At 70.7% G+C, this 20,552-nt stretch carries 17 protein-coding genes and 1 pseudogene; 15 read left to right on the top strand and 3 right to left on the bottom strand.

Annotated features, from left to right (window positions below):
• Positions 1 to 99: 99 nt before the first annotated feature.
• Positions 100 to 1,206 carry an alpha/beta hydrolase-fold protein gene (locus BJ965_RS04100; protein ID WP_184907393.1) on the bottom strand — a complete coding sequence of 369 codons (1,107 nt, stop codon included), beginning with the start codon at positions 1,204 to 1,206 and terminating at the stop codon, positions 100 to 102.
• Between the two features lie 93 nt (positions 1,207 to 1,299).
• On the opposite strand from BJ965_RS04100, the gene BJ965_RS04095 reads away from it, so the two are divergent.
• The 3 genes from BJ965_RS04095 (at position 1,300) to BJ965_RS04085 (ending at position 3,647) form a co-directional block, all read left to right on the top strand.
• Complete coding sequence (locus tag BJ965_RS04095; protein ID WP_030840555.1) at positions 1,300 to 1,512, top strand: MbtH family protein; 213 nt, start codon at positions 1,300 to 1,302, stop codon at positions 1,510 to 1,512.
• 8 nt (positions 1,513 to 1,520) lie between these two features.
• On the top strand, positions 1,521 to 3,095 hold the full coding sequence (locus BJ965_RS04090) for an amidohydrolase (RefSeq protein ID WP_184907392.1): 1,575 nt from the start codon (positions 1,521 to 1,523) through the stop codon (positions 3,093 to 3,095).
• A gap of 93 nt (positions 3,096 to 3,188) precedes the next feature.
• Entirely contained in the window at positions 3,189 to 3,647 is a 459-nt protein-coding gene (locus tag BJ965_RS04085; protein WP_313666707.1) for a GNAT family N-acetyltransferase, read from the top strand.
• Here BJ965_RS04085 and argB read toward each other — a convergent pair.
• Positions 3,634 to 4,515: an acetylglutamate kinase gene (gene argB / locus BJ965_RS04080; protein WP_184916741.1), complete on the bottom strand. Its 882-nt coding sequence runs from the start codon at positions 4,513 to 4,515 to the stop codon at positions 3,634 to 3,636. The two genes, BJ965_RS04085 and argB, sit on opposite strands and share 14 nt — an antisense overlap.
• A 487-nt stretch (positions 4,516 to 5,002) precedes the next feature.
• Between argB and BJ965_RS04075 the strand changes: the two genes are divergently transcribed.
• The 7 genes and pseudogenes from BJ965_RS04075 (at position 5,003) to BJ965_RS04045 (ending at position 12,074) form a co-directional block, all read left to right on the top strand.
• Positions 5,003 to 6,088, top strand: coding sequence for an S-(hydroxymethyl)mycothiol dehydrogenase (locus tag BJ965_RS04075; protein WP_184907390.1), 1,086 nt, complete (start codon positions 5,003 to 5,005; stop codon positions 6,086 to 6,088).
• A complete protein-coding gene (locus BJ965_RS04070; protein WP_184907389.1) occupies positions 6,088 to 6,723 on the top strand; it encodes an MBL fold metallo-hydrolase in 636 nt (211 codons plus the stop codon). Before BJ965_RS04075 ends, BJ965_RS04070 begins: the two co-directional genes overlap by 1 nt.
• 310 nt (positions 6,724 to 7,033) lie before the next feature.
• Positions 7,034 to 8,078, top strand: a pseudogene (locus tag BJ965_RS04065) (chorismate-binding protein).
• A 123-nt stretch (positions 8,079 to 8,201) separates the two neighbouring features.
• Positions 8,202 to 9,113: a dihydropteroate synthase gene (gene folP / locus BJ965_RS04060; protein ID WP_246545835.1), complete on the top strand. Its 912-nt coding sequence runs from the start codon at positions 8,202 to 8,204 to the stop codon at positions 9,111 to 9,113.
• A gap of 169 nt (positions 9,114 to 9,282) precedes the next feature.
• Positions 9,283 to 9,645: a bifunctional 3-phenylpropionate/cinnamic acid dioxygenase ferredoxin subunit gene (locus BJ965_RS04055; RefSeq protein ID WP_037673830.1), complete on the top strand. Its 363-nt coding sequence runs from the start codon at positions 9,283 to 9,285 to the stop codon at positions 9,643 to 9,645.
• Complete coding sequence (locus BJ965_RS04050) at positions 9,642 to 10,805, top strand: NAD(P)/FAD-dependent oxidoreductase (RefSeq protein WP_184907387.1); 1,164 nt, start codon at positions 9,642 to 9,644, stop codon at positions 10,803 to 10,805. The genes BJ965_RS04055 and BJ965_RS04050 overlap by 4 nt, the downstream gene beginning before the upstream one ends.
• Before the next feature lie 138 nt (positions 10,806 to 10,943).
• A complete protein-coding gene (locus tag BJ965_RS04045; RefSeq protein ID WP_184907386.1) occupies positions 10,944 to 12,074 on the top strand; it encodes an aromatic ring-hydroxylating oxygenase subunit alpha in 1,131 nt (376 codons plus the stop codon).
• Between the two features lie 64 nt (positions 12,075 to 12,138).
• Here BJ965_RS04045 and BJ965_RS04040 read toward each other — a convergent pair whose 3' ends face one another.
• A complete protein-coding gene (locus BJ965_RS04040) occupies positions 12,139 to 12,885 on the bottom strand; it encodes an IclR family transcriptional regulator (protein WP_184916738.1) in 747 nt (248 codons plus the stop codon).
• A gap of 209 nt (positions 12,886 to 13,094) precedes the next feature.
• On the opposite strand from BJ965_RS04040, the gene betA reads away from it, so the two are divergent.
• From betA to BJ965_RS04015, 5 genes are all read left to right on the top strand, one after another.
• Positions 13,095 to 14,753 carry a choline dehydrogenase gene (betA, locus tag BJ965_RS04035; protein ID WP_184907385.1) on the top strand — a complete coding sequence of 553 codons (1,659 nt, stop codon included), beginning with the start codon at positions 13,095 to 13,097 and terminating at the stop codon, positions 14,751 to 14,753.
• A gap of 197 nt (positions 14,754 to 14,950) precedes the next feature.
• Positions 14,951 to 16,420, top strand: a complete 1,470-nt coding sequence (locus BJ965_RS04030) for an aldehyde dehydrogenase family protein (RefSeq protein ID WP_184907384.1) — start codon at positions 14,951 to 14,953, stop codon at positions 16,418 to 16,420.
• A 20-nt stretch (positions 16,421 to 16,440) separates the two neighbouring features.
• Entirely contained in the window at positions 16,441 to 17,529 is a 1,089-nt protein-coding gene (locus BJ965_RS04025) for a quaternary amine ABC transporter ATP-binding protein (RefSeq protein WP_184907383.1), read from the top strand.
• The gene (locus BJ965_RS04020) at positions 17,529 to 19,529 is read left to right on the top strand and encodes an ABC transporter permease (RefSeq protein ID WP_184907382.1); all 2,001 of its coding nucleotides are present in this window, start codon (positions 17,529 to 17,531) and stop codon (positions 19,527 to 19,529) included. Before BJ965_RS04025 ends, BJ965_RS04020 begins: the two co-directional genes overlap by 1 nt.
• 14 nt (positions 19,530 to 19,543) lie before the next feature.
• A complete protein-coding gene (locus tag BJ965_RS04015; protein ID WP_184907381.1) occupies positions 19,544 to 20,515 on the top strand; it encodes an ABC transporter substrate-binding protein in 972 nt (323 codons plus the stop codon).
• Positions 20,516 to 20,552 lie beyond the last annotated feature (37 nt).

Here is a 20,552-nt window from a genome sequence, read left to right as displayed (position 1 = left end):
CGAGGCCGCGTGTGCATGTTCAGGGGGCCCGGGGGAGATGCCTTCAGGGGCGCGGGGAACTGCGCGATGGCCCCCACGCACCCGCACCCGACGACGGCGCTACGCCCGAAGCGCCCACCCCACATCCCTCAGCAGCGCATGACGCCACCCGACCCGGTCATGCCCCGACGCCGACCGTGACACCCGCACGGCCGCCCCGGCCCGCTCCACCAAACCCTCGATCACCTCACAATGGGGCAGCATCCGCTCCTCGTGCTCCCCGACATCGAACGCGACCCGCAGCCCCGACAGATCAACACCGCCCCGCAACCGCTCGGCGATGACACCCCCCACCGAACCCCCCAACGGATCGGCCGCCCGCAGGGCACCCGGCGTCCACCAGAACGACCCCGACTGACACGCCACCCGCGACACCAGCTCCGGAAACTCCAGCGCCGCGTACACCGCACTCAGCCCCCCGAGACTCTGCCCGGCGACCACCAGCCGCTCCGGATCGGCGGGCACGCCCGACTCCGCCACCAGCGGCAGCAGTTCGTCCCGCACCGCCTTCCACAGCTCGGGCCGGCACGTGAACTCGGCGGCCCGGTCCTTGGCGGGCAGGAAGACCAGGGTGACCGGCGGCATGTCCCCCGCCGCCACCGCCGAGTCGAACGCGGTCACGGCCGGATGCAGATGCAGCCAGTCGTCGCCGTCGAGCAGCAACACCACCGGCCCACCGCCCCCCGCCGGATGAACCCGCACGGTCCGCCGCCCGCCCAGCCGCTCACTCGCCCACCGGACTCGGGTCCGCGGCAGGGGCAGCACCGCGTCCGCCCCGAGAATGGGCCAGTGCGGCTGCTCCGGGGCGTCCGGCGTCGCGGCGATGGACCGTTCGCCGCCCGCCCCGGCCGGGTTGAAGGGGTCGGCATGGGCGTCGTCCCCCGCCACGAACCGGTACGTCACCCGCAGCCGCTCGGGCATGCGCACCTCGGCGTACCAGCAGTCGGTGTCCTCCCAGCGCCGCAGGGCGACCGGATCCGACCAGCTCTCGAACTCGATGGTCACCGGCGACGACCCGCGCCACAGAAACAGGGTCACCCAGCCGCCGCCCTCGGCGGGCACCGAAGAGGGCGCCCCGACGGCGGCCCAGAACGCGGCACCGCCGGGCGCCCCCGGCAGCCCGAACCCGGCGAACACGTCCTGACTGTCGGCCGCGGCCACGCGCATGAACGTCTCCTTGTGAGAGGGAAGGGCAAAAGGCTAAGCTCCGTCAATTAGGCGAGCCTAACCTAATCTTGGCCTTCCGAGGAGGCACGACGCATGAGCACCAACCCCTTCGACGACCCCGAAGGCCGGTTCCTCGTCCTGGTGAACGACGAGGGCCAGCACTCCCTCTGGCCGTCCTTCGCCGAAGTGCCCGGGGGGTGGGCGATCGCCTTCGCCGAGAACACCCGCGAGGCATGCCTGGAGTACGTCGAGACCCACTGGACGGACCTGCGCCCCCGGTCCCTCGCCGCATCCCAGGACGCCTGATCCCGCCGATGCTGTGCACCAGGCTGACCAACGCCCGTTTCCTCACCATGGATCCGGACCACCCGGTCGCTCACGACCTGGGCATCTGGCAGGGCCGGATCGCGGGCCTCGACGAGGCCGTGACCTCCCTGCCCGCCCGGGAGGTCGTCGACCTCCAGGGCGCCACGGTGCTGCCGGGATTCATCGACGCCCATGTCCACCTCGCCTGGACCGGGTTCAAGCAGAACACCCCGAGCATCGCGGGCCGCACCCGCGTCGACGACGTGCTCGCGGCCGTGGCCGAGGCCGTCGCCCGCACTCGCGCACCCGGCGACTGGGTGAGCATCGCCGGCTACGACCAGCGCGCCCTGGGCCGCCACCTGACCGCCGCCGAACTCGACCGGGTCAGCGACGGACGCAAGCTCTACCTGCTGCACGACTCCGGACACGGCTGCGTCGTCAACACCGCCGTCCTGGACCTGCTTCCCGCGGACATCCCGCACGAGAACGGCTTCCTGGCCGAGCAGGCCATGGGCGCCGCCCGCGCCCTGCGCCTGCCGCACGCCCAGGAGGACCTGGCCGAGGCGATCGGCCGGGCGGCCCGTACCTGCCTCACCGAGGGCGTCACCGCCTGCGCCGAAGCGGGCATCGGCGGCACCCTCTTCGGTCACAGCCCCGTCGAACTCGGCGCCTATCAACTCGCCCGGGAAAAAGGCCTGTTGCCGCTGCGGGTGCAGCTCATGGTGTCCGCGGACCGGCTGCGCCCGGTCACCGCGCACGAGACCGACGGCATCCCGCGCGCCCTCGACCTCGGCCTGCGCACCGGGTTCGGCGACGACCGGCTCTCCGTGGGCGCGCTGAAGGTGTACACCGACGGCGGCATGATGGCCCGTACGGCCGCACTGACCCGCCCGTACGAAGGGCTCGACCACACCGGGCAGTTGCAGGACGCCCCGGACGTGCTCACGGACCTCATCGTGGACGGCCACCTCGCCGGCTGGCAGCTCGCCGTGCACGCCATCGGCGACCGGGCGGCCGACATCGCCCTGGACGCGATCGAGCGCGCCCAGCGGATCCGGCCCCGCCCCGAGGCACGCCACCGCATCGAACACGCCGGGCTGATCCGGCCCGACCAGCTCCCGCGCATGGCGCGACTCGGCGTCAGCGCGGTCGTCCAGCCCAACTTCCTGCGCTGCTTCGGCGACGACTACGCCGCGATCATGGGCGAGGAACGGGCGCCCTGGATGTACCGGGGCCGGGCCTTCCTGGACCACGGCATTCCCCTGGTGGGCAGCTCCGACCGGCCCGTCGCCGACGGATCGCCCTTGCGTGCCGTCCAGTTCATGGCCGAACGTGCCTCCGTCTCCGGGCAGCTCATCGGCCCGGACGAGGCCGTCACCGTCGACCAGGCCCTGCACGCGTACACCGTCGCCGGCGCCCACGCCTGCCACTGGGAGGACCGCCTGGGCTCTCTCACCCCGGGCAAACACGCCGACCTGGCCGTCCTCGCCGACGACCCTCGGAGCGTCGACATCTCGCGTATCGGCGACATCGAGGTCGTGGAGACGTACGTGGGCGGCCGTCCGAGTCGTCCGCGCGCTTGATCCCCGGTCCGCAACCGAGGAAGGAACCCCTTGCCCACGGCTTCGCCACGCCCTGCCGTGCTCCCGCACGCCCTTGCCGCACCGACCCCCGCGGTGCGTACCGCCCGTCCCGACGAGGCCGCCGCCCTCGCCGCGCTGTCCCGGCCCTTCGTGCGCTCGGGCGCACTGCGCGAACGCCCCGTCTCCCTCTACGCCGCCCACGCGGCCGACTTCCTGGTGCTCCGGGCTCCCGACGGCACTCTCGACGGCTGCGTGGGCCTGCGCGCCTACCCGGCGGACCCGGAGGAGGGCCGCGAACGCGCGGGCGTCGTCTACAACTTCTGCGTCGCCGCGCACCGGCAGGGGAGCGGGGCGGGCGCCGGGCTGTTACGCGCGGTGCTCGCCACGGCACACGCGCAGTCGCTCGACGCCCTGTTCACGGCGACCACCGGAGGCGCCGGACTGTTCCTGCGCTACGGCTTCACACCCACGACCGCGCACCGTGCGCCGCGGCCCTGGGCGGAGTCCCTGGACCCGAGGCGCGGCGCGCGCGTTCTCGTCAGGACGTGGTGACCGGGTCGGGAACCACGGTGGTCCCGGGGCCGGTCCCGGCAAGCACACTGCGCAGCACCGCGTGCGGCACGCGCCCGTCCACCACATGCGCCTTGCGTACCCCGCCGCGGACGGCCCGCAGACAGCCCTCCATCTTCGGCAGCATCCCGCTCGCCAGCCCGGGCAGCAGCCCGTCCAGCGCACGGGCCGTCAGATGCCCGATCACCTCGGTGCTGTGCGGCCAGTCCGCGTACAGCCCTTCGACGTCGGTGAGCATCACCAGCCGCTCGGCATCGAGCGCGACGGCGAGGGCGGCCGCGGCGAGATCGGCGTTCACGTTGTAGACCTGCCCGTCCGCGCCGCGTGCCACGGGGGAGACGACGGGGATGTGGTCCTGCTCCAACAGGGCGCGCACCATGGCCGGATTGACGTCCACGACGTCGCCGACGAGGCCGATGTCCACCGCCCTGCCGTCCACCCGGGCCGGCCGCCGCACGGCCGTCATCGTGTGCGCGTCCTCCCCGGTCAGACCCACGGCGAAGGGACCGTGGGCGTTGATGTGCCCGACCAGCTCCCGCTGCACGCGACCCGTCAGCACCATGCGCACCACGTCCATGGTCTCGGGCGTGGTCACCCGCAGCCCCGCCTCGAAGCGGGTCTCCAGGCCGAGCTGGTCCAGCATCGCGCTGATCTGCGGCCCACCGCCGTGCACGACGACCGGGCGCAGGCCCGCGTGCCGCAACTCGACGACGTCCTGGGCGAAGGTGAGTTGAAGCCCTGGGTCCACCATGGCGTTGCCGCCGAACTTGACGACGACCACACTGCCCCGCAGTTCCTCCGGCCAGGGAAGTGCCTGGACGGACGGATCCCCTTCTCGGGCGGCTGTCACGGTCACGGGGGCACTCCGTTTCGCAGCGAGGCCGGGCAGGCCCGCACCAGGGGAGTTCAATTCAGCTTAGCCTAGCCTAAGTTGTAGCGGTGTGTGATTCATTCCGGGACGGGCTACGGCAAGCGGAACGGGAAGGCGTCGCCGACGCCGCCGGTGAGCCGGGGCCGGACGACGGTGTACGGCCCGCCGAGGTCATGGCGGACTCGCGGCCCACGGGTTGAGCTGCCCGGCCGGGCGGACCGGAGGAGCGCGACGCGGCCGGAACCGGACGCGCGTGAGGGCCGCATCCCGGGAGTCTCCGGGGGTGCGGCCCTCACGCGTGCCTCTGGCGAGCCCCTTCGTTCCGGCGGATCCGGCCGAGCCGACCCGGTTGGAACCGAGCCCTTGACCCTCGGCGCACTCCTCCGCGATGCTCGGTTGCGTATAGCGGTGCGTGTATCGAATAAGGCAACGCACTCGCGAGGGTTTCCCGCTTGAGGAGCAGCTCATGGCCCACGAGGTTCGTGCCGTCGTCGCCCGTAAGAAGGGCGCTCCGGTCTCCGTCGAAACGATCGTCGTCCCCGACCCGGGCCCGGGTGAGGCGCTGGTCAAGGTCGAGGCGTGCGGCGTCTGTCATACCGATCTCCACTACCGCGAGGGCGGGATCAACGACGACTTCCCCTTTCTTCTGGGGCACGAGGCGGCAGGTCGCGTCGAGGCGGTCGGAGAGGGAGTCACCGGCCTCGAGCCTGGTGACTTCGTCATCCTCAACTGGCGTGCGGTGTGCGGCCAGTGCCGGGCTTGCAGCAAGGGCAGGCCCTGGTACTGCTTCGCCACCCACAACGCGACACAACCCATGACGCTGCTCGACGGCACCCCGCTCTCGCCGGCACTCGGGATCGGCGCGTTCGCGGAGAAGACGCTGGTCGCCGCCGGGCAGTGCACCAAGGTGGACCCGGCGGCCTCGGCTGCGGCAGCCGGTCTGCTCGGGTGCGGCGTCATGGCGGGATTCGGCGCGGCCGTGAACACCGGTACCGTCGGCCGGGGCGACTCCGTCGCCGTCATCGGCTGCGGCGGCGTGGGCATGGCCGCCGTCGCGGGGGCGAGGCTGGCCGGGGCGAGCAAGATCATTGCCGTCGACATCGACCAGCGCAAGCTCGACCGGGCCATGACCATGGGAGCCACCCACACGGTCGACGGAGCGAAGGGCGACGTCGTGGCAGCGGTGCGTGAGCTGACCGGCGGCTTCGGCGCGGACGTCGTCGTGGAGGCGGTCGGCCGCCCCGAGACGTACCGGCAGGCCTTCTACGCCCGCGACCTGGCCGGCACGGTCGTGCTGGTCGGCGTGCCCACCCCGGAGATGAAGGTGGAGCTGCCCCTGCTCGACGTCTTCGGACGGGGCGGCTCGCTGAAGTCCAGCTGGTACGGCGACTGCCTGCCCTCGCGCGACTTCCCGGCCCTCATCGACCTGTATCTGGGCGGCCGTTTCGACCTGGACGCGTTCGTCTCCGAGACCATCGGCCTCGGCGACGTGGAGGAGGCGTTCGAGAAGATGCACCGCGGCGACGTGCTGCGATCGGTGGTGGTGCTGTGATGGCCGGCGCGCCGCGCATCGAACACCTCGTCACCAGCGGGACCTTCAGCCTCGACGGCGGGACCTGGGACGTCGACAACAACGTCTGGATCATCGGTGACGACGACGAGGTGGTCGTCATCGACGCGGCGCACGATTCCGACGCCGTCCTGGAGGCCGTCGGTGACCGCCGCCTCTCGGCCATCGTGTGCACCCACGCCCACGACGACCATGTGCGCGCCGCGCCGGACCTCGCTCTGGCCACGGGGGCGCCCATCCTCCTGCACCCTGATGACCAGGTGCTGTGGAAGATGGTGCACCCCGGCCGGCGGCCCGACGGCCCGCTCGCCGACGGTGACGAACTCATGGTGGCGGGCATCGGCCTGCGTGTCCTCCACACGCCCGGACACGCTCCGGGTGCCGTGTGCCTGTACGCCCCCGACCTGGGCGCGCTGTTCAGCGGTGACACGCTGTTCGCCGGAGGCCCCGGCGCGACCGGGCGCTCGTACAGCGACTTCGGCACGATCATCGGCTCGATCGGTGACCGGCTCCTGACCCTCCCCGGCGGCACGGTCGTCCACACCGGGCACGGCGGGACGACGACCGTCGAGGCGGAGGCACCGCACCTGGAGGAGTGGGCCGCCCGCGGCTGGTGACGAGGCGCCGCCAGGCCGGCCGGGACGAGCGGATGCGTGTCTCCTCGCCCGAGACCCGCGAACGAGAGCCCGCCCCGGCCGGCATGCCCGCGACCCCGTCGGAACGCCCGCGTACCTGGCCGGCCTGCCGGTCGCCCGGCGGTTGAGGCCGGGCCTCCATTGTGGGTGGCCGTGCCGCCGGTCGTGGTGGCCCTGCCCCGGACCGTCGGGGCCGTGCCTTTGGCCGCCGTGGACAGGAACGACCGTCAAGACAAGGACCATCCGCCCCGTCGGCCCCCCTGGACGAACCGCCTTGTACGCTCCCGCCCCGATGGCCCGCTTCGGCGGCCTCGTCGCCACTGATCTGCGCGAGGTGACCAGTGATCCCGCCGCCCTGGACTCCTCCGGCTTCTGGGCGGTCGTCGCGGACTTCGAAGGCCGCCTGGTCTGTGCGCGGTTCGGCCGGCTGCGTCGCGCGCGGGTGCCCGCTCCGCGGGCCGGCGCCTGGCCGGGGCCGGCCGCTGGCGACTGGACCTCGTCACTGGACCGCGTCGCCTACACCGCCGGCGTGCGCCGCATCCGCGAGCACATCGCGGCGGGCGACGTCTACCAGGCCAATCTCTGCCGCGTGCTCACCGGACCCCTTCCCGACCCGGGCGCCACCGACATCGACGCGCTGACCGCGGTGCTCGCCCGTGGCAACCCCGCGCCCTACGCCGGTACGGTCCGGCTTCCCGCGCACGGCGTCGAAGTGGCCACCGCCTCGCCCGAACTCTTCCTGCGCCGCACCGGCCGGACCGTGGAGTCCGGGCCGATCAAGGGCACCGGCCGTACCGTGGGCGACCTGCTGCCCAAGGACCACGCCGAGAACGTGATGATCGTGGATCTGGTCCGCAACGACCTGGGGCGGGTCTGCGCCACCGGATCCGTGACCGTTCCGGCCCTGTGCGCCCTCGAGCGGCACCCGGGGCTGGTCCACCTCGTCTCCACCGTGCGCGGGGAGCTGGCACAGGGCGCGGGCTGGCCCGAGCTGATGGCCGGGACCTTCCCACCGGGTTCCGTGACCGGCGCGCCCAAATCCAGTGCACTGCGCATCATCCACACCCTGGAGACCACGCCCCGCGGCCCGTACTGCGGTGCCGTCGGCTGGGTCGACGCCGACCGGGGGGACCGGTGAACTGGCCGTGGGCATCCGCACCTTCTGGATCGACCGTACCGCCCCCGCGGGGCCGGTTTTGCGCTTCGGTACGGGCGCCGGCATCACCTGGGGGTCCGAGCCCGAGAGGGAATGGGACGAGACCGAACTCAAGGCCTCTCGGCTGCTCGCTCTGGCGTCGATGCCGCATCGCGGGGCCGAGGCCTTCCACCTGCCTTGACAGCGCCGCACGGCCGTCCTCAGACTCGTTGCTCACATCGCACGGTGTTCCTCTATATGCAACGAGGTCGACTGGTCCCATGATGAGCCCCGCACACCCCATAGCCGACCCGCCCCGAGTCGCATGAGCACCGCCGCCCGGCCCGGCCGGGCCGCTTTCGTGCTCCATCCGCGAGGTCTTCCCCGTCGCGGCCGGACGCTCGTGATGGGCATCGTGAACGTCACCCCCGACTCGTTCTCCGACGGCGGGCGGTGGTTCGACCCGGCACGGGCCGTCGCGCACGGCCTCGCGCTGCTCGGCGAGGGCGCGGACATCCTGGACGTGGGTGGTGAATCGACCCGGCCCGGTGCCGCCCGCCCGACTGTCGAGGAGGAGCTGCGGCGCGTGCTGCCGGTCGTCGGTGAACTCGCCGCCGCGGGCGCGACGGTCAGCGTCGACACCATGCGGGCCGAGGTCGCCGCCCATGCCATGGAGGCCGGCGCCGCCCTGGTCAACGACGTCTCCGGCGGACTCGCCGACCCGGCGATGCTGCCGTTGATGGCGCGGGCCGGAAAGCCCTACGTGCTCATGCACTGGCGCGGGCACTCCGCGGGGATGCAGGCGAACGCCGTGTACGACGACGTCGTCACCGACGTGGTCGACGAGTTGCGGGCGAGAGTCGACGCGGCCCTGCGCGCCGGAGTCCCGGCGGACTGTCTCGTCGTCGACCCGGGGCTCGGGTTCGCCAAGCACGCCGAGCACAACTGGCGGCTGCTGGGCCGTCTCCGGGAGGTCGTCGCGCTCGGTCGGCCGGTCCTGGTGGGGGCGGCGCGGAAGTCCTTTCTGGGCCACCTGCTGACGGACCCGGAGACGGGGCGGCCCCGGCCGGCCCACCTGCGAGACGCGGCCACGTCCGCGGTGTCGGTTCTGGCCGCCGCGCAGGGTGCCTGGTGCGTGCGCGTCCACGACGTCGCCTCGACGGCCGACGCGGTGCGAGTGACCGCTCGGTGGGGCCTCGAGTCCGCGGTGTCGCCGCTGCCCGTGCCCCGGTTCTGAGAGGCGCCCCGCTCCGACCTGCGTTTCTCATGATGCGGGGCGTTGCGCATCAGGCAACGAAGATTTGGCGTATCAGCCGTCTCGCGAACTTCTTGACAAGGATTCGCGAGCGCCCTCAAACTGGCGTTGCGTTCACCGCAATCCGTTTCGCTATACGCACCGAGGTGTCATGATGATTGCCGCGTGCCGTCTCGTGGATCTGCCCCGAGGCGAGGCCCACAGGCTCGACATCGACCCGCCGGTCTCGGTGTTCCACACCGATGACGGCGAACTCTTCGCCATCGACGACACATGCACCCACCAGGACGCCTCGCTCGCCGACGGCTGGCTGGAGGGTTGCGAGGTCGAATGCCCGCTGCACGCCTCGAAGTTCAACCTCAAGACCGGAGCCGTCGACGCCCCGCCGGCCAAGCTCCCGGTGCGCACGCACGAGGTCTTCGTCGAGGACGGCATGATCTACGTCCGGCTGTCCACGGCAGCCCCGAACCTGCCTCCCTGCATCGCCGCCCGGCTCGCCGGGGGCGTCGCGTGAGGACCGTGGCCGTGGTGGGCGCGTCGCTGGCCGGTCTGTCGGCGGCGCGTTCGTTGCGCAAACAGGGCTACGACGGACGGCTGGTCGTCATCGGCGACGAGGTCCATCGCCCGTACGACAGGCCTCCCCTGTCCAAGGAGTTCCTGGCCGGCGGCATCGGCGAGGCCGAACTCGCGCTGGAACCGGACGGCGAGGACCTGCAAGCGGAGTGGCTGCTCGGGGCCCGCGCCGCCGGACTCGACGCCACGCCCCGCGCGGTGCGGCTCACCGACGGCAGGGAGGTGCGGGCCGACGGCATCGTCATCGCCACCGGCGCCGCCGCCCGGGCCCTGCCCGGCATGGACGGACTCGCCGGTGTGCACACTCTGCGCACCCTGGACGACGCCCGCGCCCTGCGGGACGAACTGTCCCGGGGCGGACGCCTGGTCGTGATCGGCGGCGGCTTCATCGGTGCCGAGGTCGCCTCCACCGCCCGCGCCCTCGGCCTGGACGTGACCATCGTCGAGGCGGCGCCCACACCACTGGCCGGACCGCTCGGCCCGGCCATGGGGCGCATCGTCTCCGCCCTCCACGCGGACCACGGCGTACGCCTGTTGTGCGGCGTGGGCGTCAAGGGGCTGAGCGGCGAGAACCGCGTCGACGCGGTCCTGATGGAGGACGGCCGGAGCATCCCCGCCGACATCGTGGTCGTGGGTGTCGGGGCCCGTCCCTGCGTCGACTGGCTGGCAGGCTCCGGCGTCGAACTCGACGACGGTGTCAAGTGCGGTGCGGACGGCCGTACCAGCCTGGCCGGGGTGGTCGCGGTCGGAGACTGCGCCTCCTGGTACGACCCGCGCGCAGGCACCCACCGTCGCGTCGAGCACTGGACCGGCGCCCGGGAGCGCCCGGACGCGGCCATCGCCGCCCTGCTGTCCTGGGGCGAGTCCGAACCCGGCCTGCCCCGGCCGCCGTACTTCTGGTCCGACCAGTACGGCGTGAAGATCCAGTTCGTCGGCAACGCGGCCCGCGCCGACAGCGTGACGATCGAGGAAGGCACCGCGGACGATCGCAACGTCCTGGCTGTCTACCGACGCGCCGGACACCCGGTCGCCGTCCTCGGGATGAACCAGCCGAAGCTGTTCATGCGCTGGCGCAAGCACCTCGCGGTCGCGACGCCCTGACAGGGTCGCAGACCTCGCTCTCACAGCCTCCGCTGCGCACAAAGCGCCGCTGCTCCTTCCCCCCCCCGACGACGTCCGGTGTCGCTCGTCCCGGCGCGTGCATGCCCCGATCCCCGACGTTTCCCCGAGGAGTGCACTGTGACCTCGACCGGCCTGCCGGAAAGCCTCATCACCACCCTCCCCGGCTCCTCCTACACGGATCCCGGGATCTTCGCCCAGGAGCTGGAACACATATTCGAGGCGATGTGGTTCTGCGCCGTGCGCTCCTCCGACCTCGCCGTGCCCGGTGCCTTCCGGACCGTCGAGGTGGGCCGCGAGAGCATCCTGATCACCCGCGCACGGGACAACTCCATACGCGCCTTCCTCAACGTCTGCCGTCACCGCGGAGCCAAGCTCTGCACGGCGGAGAGCGGCGAGGTCAAGCGCGCCTTCCAATGCCCCTATCACGCCTGGACGTACGACCTGACGGGCAAACTGGTCGCGGCACCCAACCTCACCAAGATGCCCGACGTCAGCCGCACCGAATACGGCCTGGCGGCAGTGACCACGCGGGAATGGCTGGGTTACGTGTGGGTGTGCCTCGCGGAGAACCCGCCCCCCTTCGACGAGGTCGTGGGGGATGTGGTCGCGCGCCTGGGCGACACGGAGTCGATCGAGCACTACGACCTCGACAACCTCGAAGTCGGTAAGCGCATCGTCTACGACGTGAAGGCGAACTGGAAGCTCATCGTCGAGAACTTCATGGAGTGCTATCACTGCGCGACGATCCACCCCGAACTGACCGAGGTGCTCCCCGAGTTCGCCGACGGGTACGCCGCCCAGTACTACGTGGGACACGGCGCGGAGTTCGGCTCCGAGGTCAAGGGCTTCACCGTCGACGGCTCCGAGGGCCTCGACCGCATTCCAGGCATCACCGAGGACCAGGATCGCCGTTACTACGCGATCACCGTCCGGCCGCAGGTCTTCATCAACCTCGTGCCCGACCATGTGATCTTCCACCGGATGTACCCGGTCGCCGTGGATCGCACCATCGTCGAGTGCGACTGGCTCTACCTCAAGCACGTCGTGGAGAGCGGCAAGGACGTCAGCCGGTCGGTGGAGCTCTTCGACCGAGTCAACCGGCAGGACTTCGACGCCTGCGAGCGCTGCCAGCCCGCGATGAGCTCCCGGCTCTACGCCAAGGGCGGAGTCCTCGTGCCCAGCGAGCATCACATCGGCGATTTCCACGCCTTCGTCCAGGAGCGGCTGGACGTGGGGCGGCCACAGTAGCGGCGGTCCACGGGCGGGCCGGCACCCGGTGTGTGGGGCGCCCGTCGAAGGTGGCGCGGCGGGGTCAGCCCAGATAGCCCATGCGATGGCTGATCTCGTCCGCGCCCTTGACCAGCACCGGAGCGAGGGCGTGCATACGGTCCTCGGTGAGCCGGTACGCCGGTCCGGAGGCGCTGATCGCAGCGATGACCTCTCCGTCCCTGTTGCGGACCGGGGCGGCCATGGCGTGCAGCCCGATCTCGAACTCCTCCAGGGTCCAGGAGTAGCCGCGCTCGAGCGCTTCGGCGAGGTTCTTCTCGAGCTTGGTCTTGGCCGTCAGGGTGCGGGGGGTCACCTTCTTCAGACCGGCCGCCGACAGCAGCGCGGCACGCTCCTTCGCCGGCATGTGGGCCAGCAGGATCTTGCCGCTGGAGGTGGCGTGCAGCGGCGTCAGCTGGCCGACCCAGTTGAACGCCGTGACAGCACCGGGACCGCGCACCTGGTACAGGTTGATCGCGTACTGCTCCTGCATCACGGCGAGGTTCACGGTCTCGCCGATCTCCTCGGCGAGACGCTCGCAGACCGGACGGCTCTGCTGGGTGATGTCGATGCGGCCGGTGACTGCGCCGGCGAGGCGGACGAGGCCGAAACCCAGGCGGTACTTGCCGCGCTCGCCGGCCTGCTCCACCAAACCGCGCACCTCCAGGGCGCCGAGCAGCCGGAACGCGGTGGACTTGTGGACATCGATCTCGGCGGCCACCTCGCTGACCCCGGCCTCGCCGCGCCGGGCCAGAATCTCCAGCACGGTGATGGCGCGGTCGACGGACTGCACCCCACCGGTCGGCGCAGTCGTCGTTTCGGTATCTGGATGGTAGTTGCTCACAACGCAACTATACGGGCGTTAAACATAGGCGACAGCGGTGCAGGTCACGGGCCTGGTGCCAACCTTGTGCAAGTTGCGTTGTCCGCAACCTGGTGCGCATAGAGATACAGGTACTAGCATGCCGCGCATTCTCAACGGCGCGAGCGAGACGAGGCCTCATGGCTCACTTGCAGTACGACTTCGTCATCGTCGGTGGTGGATCGGCCGGCAGTGCACTGGCCAACCGGCTCTCCGCGGACCCCGGCAACCGGGTGCTGGTTCTGGAGGCGGGCAGGCCCGACTATCCCTGGGATGTCTTCATCCACATGCCCGCGGCTCTGACCTACCCGATCGGCAGCCGGTTCTACGACTGGAAGTACGAATCCGAACCGGAGCCCCACATGGGCGGTCGGCGCGTCTACCACGCGCGAGGCAAGGTGCTGGGCGGTTCCAGCAGCATCAACGGCATGATCTTCCAGCGCGGCAACCCCATGGACTACGAGCGCTGGGCGGCCGACCCCGGCATGAAGACCTGGGACTATGCGCACTGCCTGCCGTACTTCCGGCGGATGGAGAACTGCCTCGCCGCCGACGCGGACGACGAGTTCCGCGGCCACGACGGACCTCTCGTCCTGGAACGCGGCCCTGGGGCCAACCCGCTCTTCAAGGCCTTCCTGAAGGCCACCGAGGAGGCGGGCCACGCCCCCACCGAGGACGTGAACGGCTACCGGCAGGAAGGTTTCGCCAGGTTCGACCGCAATGTCCACCGCGGCCGCCGCCTGTCGGCCTCCAAGGCCTACCTCAAGCCCGTGCGAAAGCGCCCCAACCTCACGGTCAGGACGCGCACCCTGGTCACCCGCATCCTCTTCGAAGGCAAGCGGGCCGTCGGCGTCGAGTACCGGCGTGGCCGCGGCAGACCCCAGCGGGTGTACGCCCGCGAAATCATCCTCTGCGGAGGCGCGATCAACTCCCCGCAACTGCTCCAGCTCTCGGGCGTCGGCAACGCCGAGGAACTGCGTGCGCTCGGCATCGACGTCGTACACGATCTGCCGGGTGTCGGCGAGAACCTCCAGGACCACCTGGAGGTGTACATCCAGTACGCCTGCAAGCAACCCGTCTCCATGCAGCCGTACCTCGCGAAGTGGCGCGCCCCCTTCATCGGCCTGCAGTGGCTCTTCCGCACCGGCCCCGCCGCGACCAACCACTTCGAGGCGGGCGGCTTCGTCCGCGGCAACGAGGACGTGCCCTACCCCAACCTGATGTTCCACTTCCTGCCCATCGCGGTCCGCTACGACGGCTCCGTGCCCGCCGGCGGACACGGATACCAGGTGCACGTCGGGCCCATGTACTCCGATGCCATCGGCTCGGTGAAGATCAAGAGCAAGGACCCGGCCGAGCACCCCGCGCTGCGCTTCAACTACCTGTCCACCGAGCAGGACCGCCGCGAGTGGGTCGAGGCCGTCAGGGTCGCCCGCGAGCTGCTCAACCAGCCCGCCATGGCCCCGTACAACGCCGGGGAGGTCTCGCCGGGACCCTCCGTCGAGACCGACGAGGAGATCCTCGCCTGGGTCGCCGAGGACGGCGAGACCGCGCTGCATCCGTCCTGCACCTGCAAGATGGGCACCGACGAGATGGCTGTCGTGGACCCGGCCAGCATGCGGGTGCACGGGGTGGAGGGGCTGCGTGTCGTCGACGCGTCGGTGATGCCCTACATCACCAACGGCAACATCTACGCGCCCGTCATGATGATCGCGGAGAAGGCGGCCGACCTCATCCTCGGCAAGGACCCCCTGCCGCCGTCCACCGCCGCGTATTACCGGCACCGCTCCCTGCCGTAACCAGCGGTTTTCAGACAGTGGGCCGGCCCGGAGGTGATGCGTTCCGGGCCGGCCGGCGTAGCCTCTCCGCAGCTGTCTCCTTGGCGAAACCGTCATCGGTCACCCCCTTGACGTGGGGTGCGGCCTTCTACAGAGTGTTCCACCACAAGCAATACGGTGCGCGATGCGCAACGCGATTCGCTCGAAGGGCCCTCGACGTGGCAGACCTGTACGTGGATGGAAAATGGCGGGATCCCATGGCCGGCGGCCACCGGGACATCCGCTGCCCCGCCGACGGCACGGTCTCCGTGACCGTCTCCGAAGGTACACGCCCCGACGCGGAGGCGGCCATCGCCGCGGCCCGCAGGGCCTTCGACGAAGGGCCCTGGCCGCGCACCTCCGAGCGCGAGCGCGGCGCCCTGCTCCTGCGCACCGCCGACCTCCTCGAACGCGACGCGGACGTGTTCGCCCGCGCCGAATCGCTGGACACCGGCAAGCGGCTGGTGGAGAGCGAGTACGACGTCGCCGACGTCGTCTCCTGCTTCCGCTACTACGGAGGGCTCGGCGGGACCGACGCCGGCCGGGTGATCGACACCGGCCGTGACGACGCGGTCAGCCGCGTCGTGTACGAGCCGATCGGAGTGTGCGGGCTGATCACCCCGTGGAACTACCCGCTGCTCCAGGCGAGTTGGAAGGTGGCGCCCGCTCTCCTCGCGGGCAACGCGATCGTCCTCAAGCCCAGTGAGCTCACCCCCTCGACGTCCATCCTGCTGATGAAGGCACTGGAGGAGGCCGGGCTCCCGGCCGGTGCCGCCAACCTCGTCCTGGGGACCGGGCCCGAGGTGGGCGCACCCCTCGCCGAGGACCCCGCCGTCGACATGGTCTCCTTCACCGGCGGCCTGGACACCGGCAGACGCATCATGGCCACCGCGGCCGCGACCGTGAAGAAGGTCGCGCTGGAACTCGGCGGCAAGAACCCCAATGTCGTCTTCGCCGACGCCGACTTCGAGACGGCCGTGGACTTCGCGCTCACGGCCGTCTTCCTGCATTCGGGCCAGGTCTGCTCGGCCGGCGCCCGGCTGATCGTCGAGGACGCCCTGCACGACCGGTTCGTCGACGAGGTCGTCCGCCGTGCCCGGCGGATCCGGCTCGGCGGGCCCTTCGACCAGCGTGCCGAGACCGGCCCGCTGATCTCCGCGCAGCACCTGGCGAAGGTCGAGGCGTACGTCGCGGCCGGACTTGCCGAGGGCGCCGTCCTGCGCTGCGGTGGCGAACGCCCCGTCGACCCGGCGCTGACCGACGGCCACTACTACCCGCCCACCGTGCTCGACGAGTGCGGTCAGGACATGCGGGTGGTGCACGAGGAGTCCTTCGGGCCCGTGCTCACCGTGGAGCGCTTCACCGACGAGGACGACGCCGTACGCATCGCCAACGACACCGAGTACGGACTCGCCGGCGCCGTCTGGACGCAGGACGCCGGGAAGGCCCAGCGCGTCGCCCGCCGGCTCCGCCACGGAACGGTGTGGATCAACGACTACCATCCCTATGTGCCGCAGGCGGAATGGGGCGGGTTCGGGCACTCCGGGGTGGGCCGGGAACTGGGGCCGACCGGCCTGAACGAGTACCGGGAGCCCAAACACATCTGGCAGAACATCCAACCCCGGCCGCAGCACTGGTTCCGCGGCTGAACGCCGAAAAGAGGTCGAACATGACCCCAGCAACGACCGAGGTTCCGCAGCAGCGCGGCACGCCCCAGGACTCGGTACCCGACCCGGTCATATCCGTACGCGAGTTGTGGAAGGTGTTCGGGCCGAAGGCGGACCGGGTGCCGGGTTCCGAGGAGCTTCGCGGGCTCACCCGCCGCGAACTGATGGACCGCACCGGCTGCACCGCCGCCGTGCGCGACGTGGACTTCGAGGTCGCGCCCGGCGAGGTGTTCGTCGTCATGGGCCTGTCCGGCTCCGGCAAGTCGACCTTGGTGCGCTGTCTGACCCGGCTCATCGAACCCACCGCGGGAGAGATCCTCTTCGAGGGCGAGAACATCCGCGACGCGGACGCGGGTCGCCTGCGCGAGCTGCGACGCAGCAAGTTCTCCATGGTCTTCCAGCACTTCGGGCTGCTGCCGCACCGCCGGGTCGTCGACAACGTGGCGTTCGGGCTGGAGATCCGCGGCATGAGCCGGGCCGAGCGCACCAAGAGGGCGCTGGAGGTCGTCGAACTCGTCGGCCTCTCCGGGTACGAGAACTCCTACCCGGACCAGCTCTCCGGCGGCATGCAGCAACGTGTGGGTCTCGCCCGCGCACTGGCCGGCGACCCGGACGTACTCCTCTTCGACGAGCCGTTCTCCGCGCTCGACCCGCTGATCCGCCGTGACATGCAGAACGAGGTCGTCCGGCTGCACCACGAGGTCGGAAAGACGATGGTGTTCATCACGCACGATCTGTCGGAGGCGCTGCGGCTGGGCGACCGCATCCTCATCATGCGCGACGGCAGGATGGTCCAGTGCGGTACCGGCGACGAACTGGTCGGGGCCCCCGCCGACGACTACGTGCGTGACTTCGTCAGGGACGTGCCCCGCGGTGACGTACTGACCCTGCGGTGGATCATGCGCCCGGCGGAGCCCGACGACCCGCTGGACGGTCCCGAGCTCGGCCCGGACGTGGTGGTGAAGGAGGCCACCAGGGCGGTGCTCGCGGCTGAGAAGCCGGTCAAGGTCGTGGAGGACGGCAAGCTGCTCGGCATCGTCGGTGACGAGGAGATCCTCGCTGTGGTCGCCGGGCAGGAAGGCGACGCGTGATGACCGTCGCGATCGAGAAGCCGGAGAAGACAGGGGCCGTGGAGCCGCCCGCTCCCGCCCGGCGCGTGCGCACGGTCAACCGCGGCGTGGTGGTGGCCGGGATCCTGCTCGTCTGGCTGGTGCTCTTCGCCGTGCTGCGCGGCAAGCAGACCCTGTCCCTGGCCGCGGCCGACCTGACCGATCTGCACCGGTGGTTCAACGACGTCAACGACTCGATCGGGGCCAACCGCAACTCCAACCCGCTCTTCCTCTACTTCTTCAACGAGATCCGCCTGGTCATCGACTCCCTGGTGACCTTCGTGCAGGATCTGATCTCGCAGCCGACGCCGGGCCGCCCGGTTCCGCAAGTCGGCTGGCTCGGTGTCGTCGGCGTCGTCGGCTACGTCTCCTGGGCCGTGGGCAACTGGCGGGTCGCGCTGCTGTCCGTGGCCGGCTTCACCTTCCTCGGCCTGCAAGGGCTCTGGCAGGAGAGCATGGACACCCTGGCGCTGACCCTCTCCGCGGTCTGCGTGGCACTGCTGTTCGCCATCCCCCTGGGCGTGTGGGCCGGGTTGTCGGACCGGGTCAACCGGATCGTGACGCCGTTCCTGGACTTCATGCAGACGATGCCGACCTTCGTCTATCTGGCGCCGCTGACCCTGTTCTTCCTGATCGGCCCCGCCTCCGCCACGATCGCCACCACGATCTACGCGGCACCCCCGGCGATCCGCATCACCGCGCACGCCATCCGCTCCGTGCCACAGGCCACGGTCGAGGCGGCGGACTCGATGGGCGCGACGCGGCGGCAGGCGCTGCTGAAGGTTTTGCTGCCGATGTCCAAGCGGACCGTGGTGATGGGCATCAACCAGACCATCATGGCCGCCCTGGCCATGGTGACCATCGCGGCCCTGATCAACGCGCCCGGCCTCGGCGCGACCGTCATCCAGGCCCTGCAGTCGCTGGACGTCGGCACGGCCTTCAACGCCGGTCTGGCCATCGTCGTCCTGGCCATCGTGCTGGACCGGGTCACCACCGCGGCGAGCGGCCGGGCGGAGACCGCCCGGGGCTCGGACAGCCCGTTCCTGAAGTGGCGGCGGCAGCTGCTCGCGGCAGGCGCGGTGGTGGCGGCGGTGCTGGTGTATCTGTCGCACACCTACATATGGGCGGCCGAGTTCCCCGGCGAGGGCGGCGTCGGCAGCGGCATCGCCAGGACGGCGGCCGATGTGACCACCTGGGCACAGGACAACCTGTCGGGCCTGACCAACGCCTTCCGTGACGTCCTCACCAACGGCCTGCTCAATCCGTTCCAGAGCCTGCTGACCGACTCCCCGTGGTGGCTCGTCGGCGCCGCCCTCGTCGCGGTCGGCACGGTGCTCGGCAGCTGGCGCGCCGGGGCCACCACCCTCGTGTGCGTGGGCCTGCTGGTCGCCACCGGTGTCTGGTCGGACGCCATGACGACACTGGCCTCCACGGCGGTGGCGACGGTGCTGGTGATGCTGCTCGGCGTCGTGGTCGGGGTGTGGATGGGACGCAGCGCCCTGGTGGACCGGCTGATCCGGCCCTCCCTGGACGCGGCACAGGTCATGCCGCCGTTCGTCTATCTCGTGCCGTTCCTCGCGCTGTTCGGCGCGACACGGTTCACGGCCATCGTCGCCGCCGTCGTCTACGCGGCGCCGGTCGCCATCAAGATCATCGCCGACGGGGTGCGGGCCGTGCCCGAGACCACCGTCGAGGCGGCGACGTCCACCGGGTGCAACACCTGGCAGATCATCACCAAGGTTCAACTGCCCATGTCGAAGGGCGCCCTGACCCTCGCGACCAACCAGGGCCTGATCTACGTGCTGTCCATGGTCGTCGTGGGCGGCCTGGTGGGCGCGGGTGCCCTGGGCTACGACGTCGTGGCCGGGTTCTCGCAGGGACAGCTGTACGGCAAGGGACTCGCGGCCGGGCTGGCCATCGTCCTGCTCGGAGTCATGTTCGACCGGATCACTCAGGCAGCGGCTCGCCGCGCCGGCGCATAAGGAGCAACCACACCATGGCACGACACTGGAGAGCCGGCGCGGCCGGCCTGGCCGTCCTCGGCCTCACCCTCACGGCCTGCGGCGGCGCGAAGGTCGGCGACGACAGCGCGGGCGGCTCGGGCAGCTCGGGCGGCTCGGGCAAGTGCAGCACCTTCAATCTCGCGATCAACCCGTGGGTGGGCTACGAGGCGAACGCGGCTGTCCTCGCGTACGTCGCCGAGCACGACCTCGGCTGCAAGGTCGAGAAGAAGAACCTGAAGGAGGAGATCGCCTGGCAGGGCTTCGGGACGGGCGAGGTCGACGCCGTCGTCGAGAACTGGGGCCACGACGATCTGAAGAAGAAGTACATAACCCAGCAGAAGACCGCCGTCGACGCGGGCCCGACCGGCAACGAGGGCCTCATCGGCTGGTACGTGCCGCCGTGGCTGGCCAAGGCGCACCCGGACATCCTGGACTGGAAGAACCTGAACAAGTACGCGTCGAAGTTCAAGACCTCGGAGTCGGGCGGCAAGGGGCAGCTCCTCGACGGCGACCCCTCGTACGTCACCAACGACGAGGCACTGGTGAAGAACCTCAAGCTGGACTTCAAGGTGGTGTACGCGGGCAGCGAGACCGCGCTCATCCAGGCGTACCGCAACGCCGAGAAGAACAAGGAATGGGTGATCGGCTACTTCTACGAGCCGCAGTGGTTCCTTTCCGAGGTGCCGTTGAAGAAGGTCAGCCTGCCGGAGTACAAGGAAGGCTGCGACGCCGACGCCGAGAAGGTCGCCTGCGACTACCCGGTGTACAAGCTCGACAAGATCGTCAGCGCCAAGTTCGCCAAGTCCGGCAGCCCGGCCTATGACCTGGTGAAGAACTTCACCTGGACGAACGACGACCAGAACACCGTCGCCAAGTACATCGCGGTGGACAAGATGTCGCCCGACGCGGCCGCGAAGAAGTGGGTCGAGGCCAACCGCGACAAGGTCGACGCCTGGATCAAGTAGGGCGCACGACCGCCCTGGTGAACCCCGCCGGAAAGGC

Source organism: Streptomyces luteogriseus, from assembly GCF_014205055.1.
GTDB lineage: Bacteria > Actinomycetota > Actinomycetes > Streptomycetales > Streptomycetaceae > Streptomyces > Streptomyces luteogriseus.
Note: the sequence above shows the minus strand (reverse complement) of the source record. Positions and strands in the feature narration are given on the sequence as shown.

Bases quoted from the DNA above. Each gene is read 5' to 3' on its own strand.
- BJ965_RS04075 (WP_184907390.1), top strand. From the start codon at position 5,003: ATGGCCCACGAGGTTCGTGCCGTCGTCGCCCGTAAGAAGGGCGCTCCG.
- betA (WP_184907385.1), top strand. From the start codon at position 13,095: ATGGCTCACTTGCAGTACGACTTCGTCATCGTCGGTGGTGGATCGGCC.
- BJ965_RS04020 (WP_184907382.1), top strand. From the start codon at position 17,529: ATGACCGTCGCGATCGAGAAGCCGGAGAAGACAGGGGCCGTGGAGCCG.
- BJ965_RS04095 (WP_030840555.1), top strand. From the start codon at position 1,300: ATGAGCACCAACCCCTTCGACGACCCCGAAGGCCGGTTCCTCGTCCTG.
- BJ965_RS04090 (WP_184907392.1), top strand. From the start codon at position 1,521: ATGCTGTGCACCAGGCTGACCAACGCCCGTTTCCTCACCATGGATCCG.
- BJ965_RS04100 (WP_184907393.1), bottom strand. From the start codon at position 1,206: ATGCGCGTGGCCGCGGCCGACAGTCAGGACGTGTTCGCCGGGTTCGGG.
- BJ965_RS04025 (WP_184907383.1), top strand. From the start codon at position 16,441: ATGACCCCAGCAACGACCGAGGTTCCGCAGCAGCGCGGCACGCCCCAG.
- BJ965_RS04055 (WP_037673830.1), top strand. From the start codon at position 9,283: ATGATGATTGCCGCGTGCCGTCTCGTGGATCTGCCCCGAGGCGAGGCC.
- folP (WP_246545835.1), top strand. From the start codon at position 8,202: ATGAGCACCGCCGCCCGGCCCGGCCGGGCCGCTTTCGTGCTCCATCCG.
- BJ965_RS04070 (WP_184907389.1), top strand. From the start codon at position 6,088: ATGGCCGGCGCGCCGCGCATCGAACACCTCGTCACCAGCGGGACCTTC.
- BJ965_RS04015 (WP_184907381.1), top strand. From the start codon at position 19,544: ATGGCACGACACTGGAGAGCCGGCGCGGCCGGCCTGGCCGTCCTCGGC.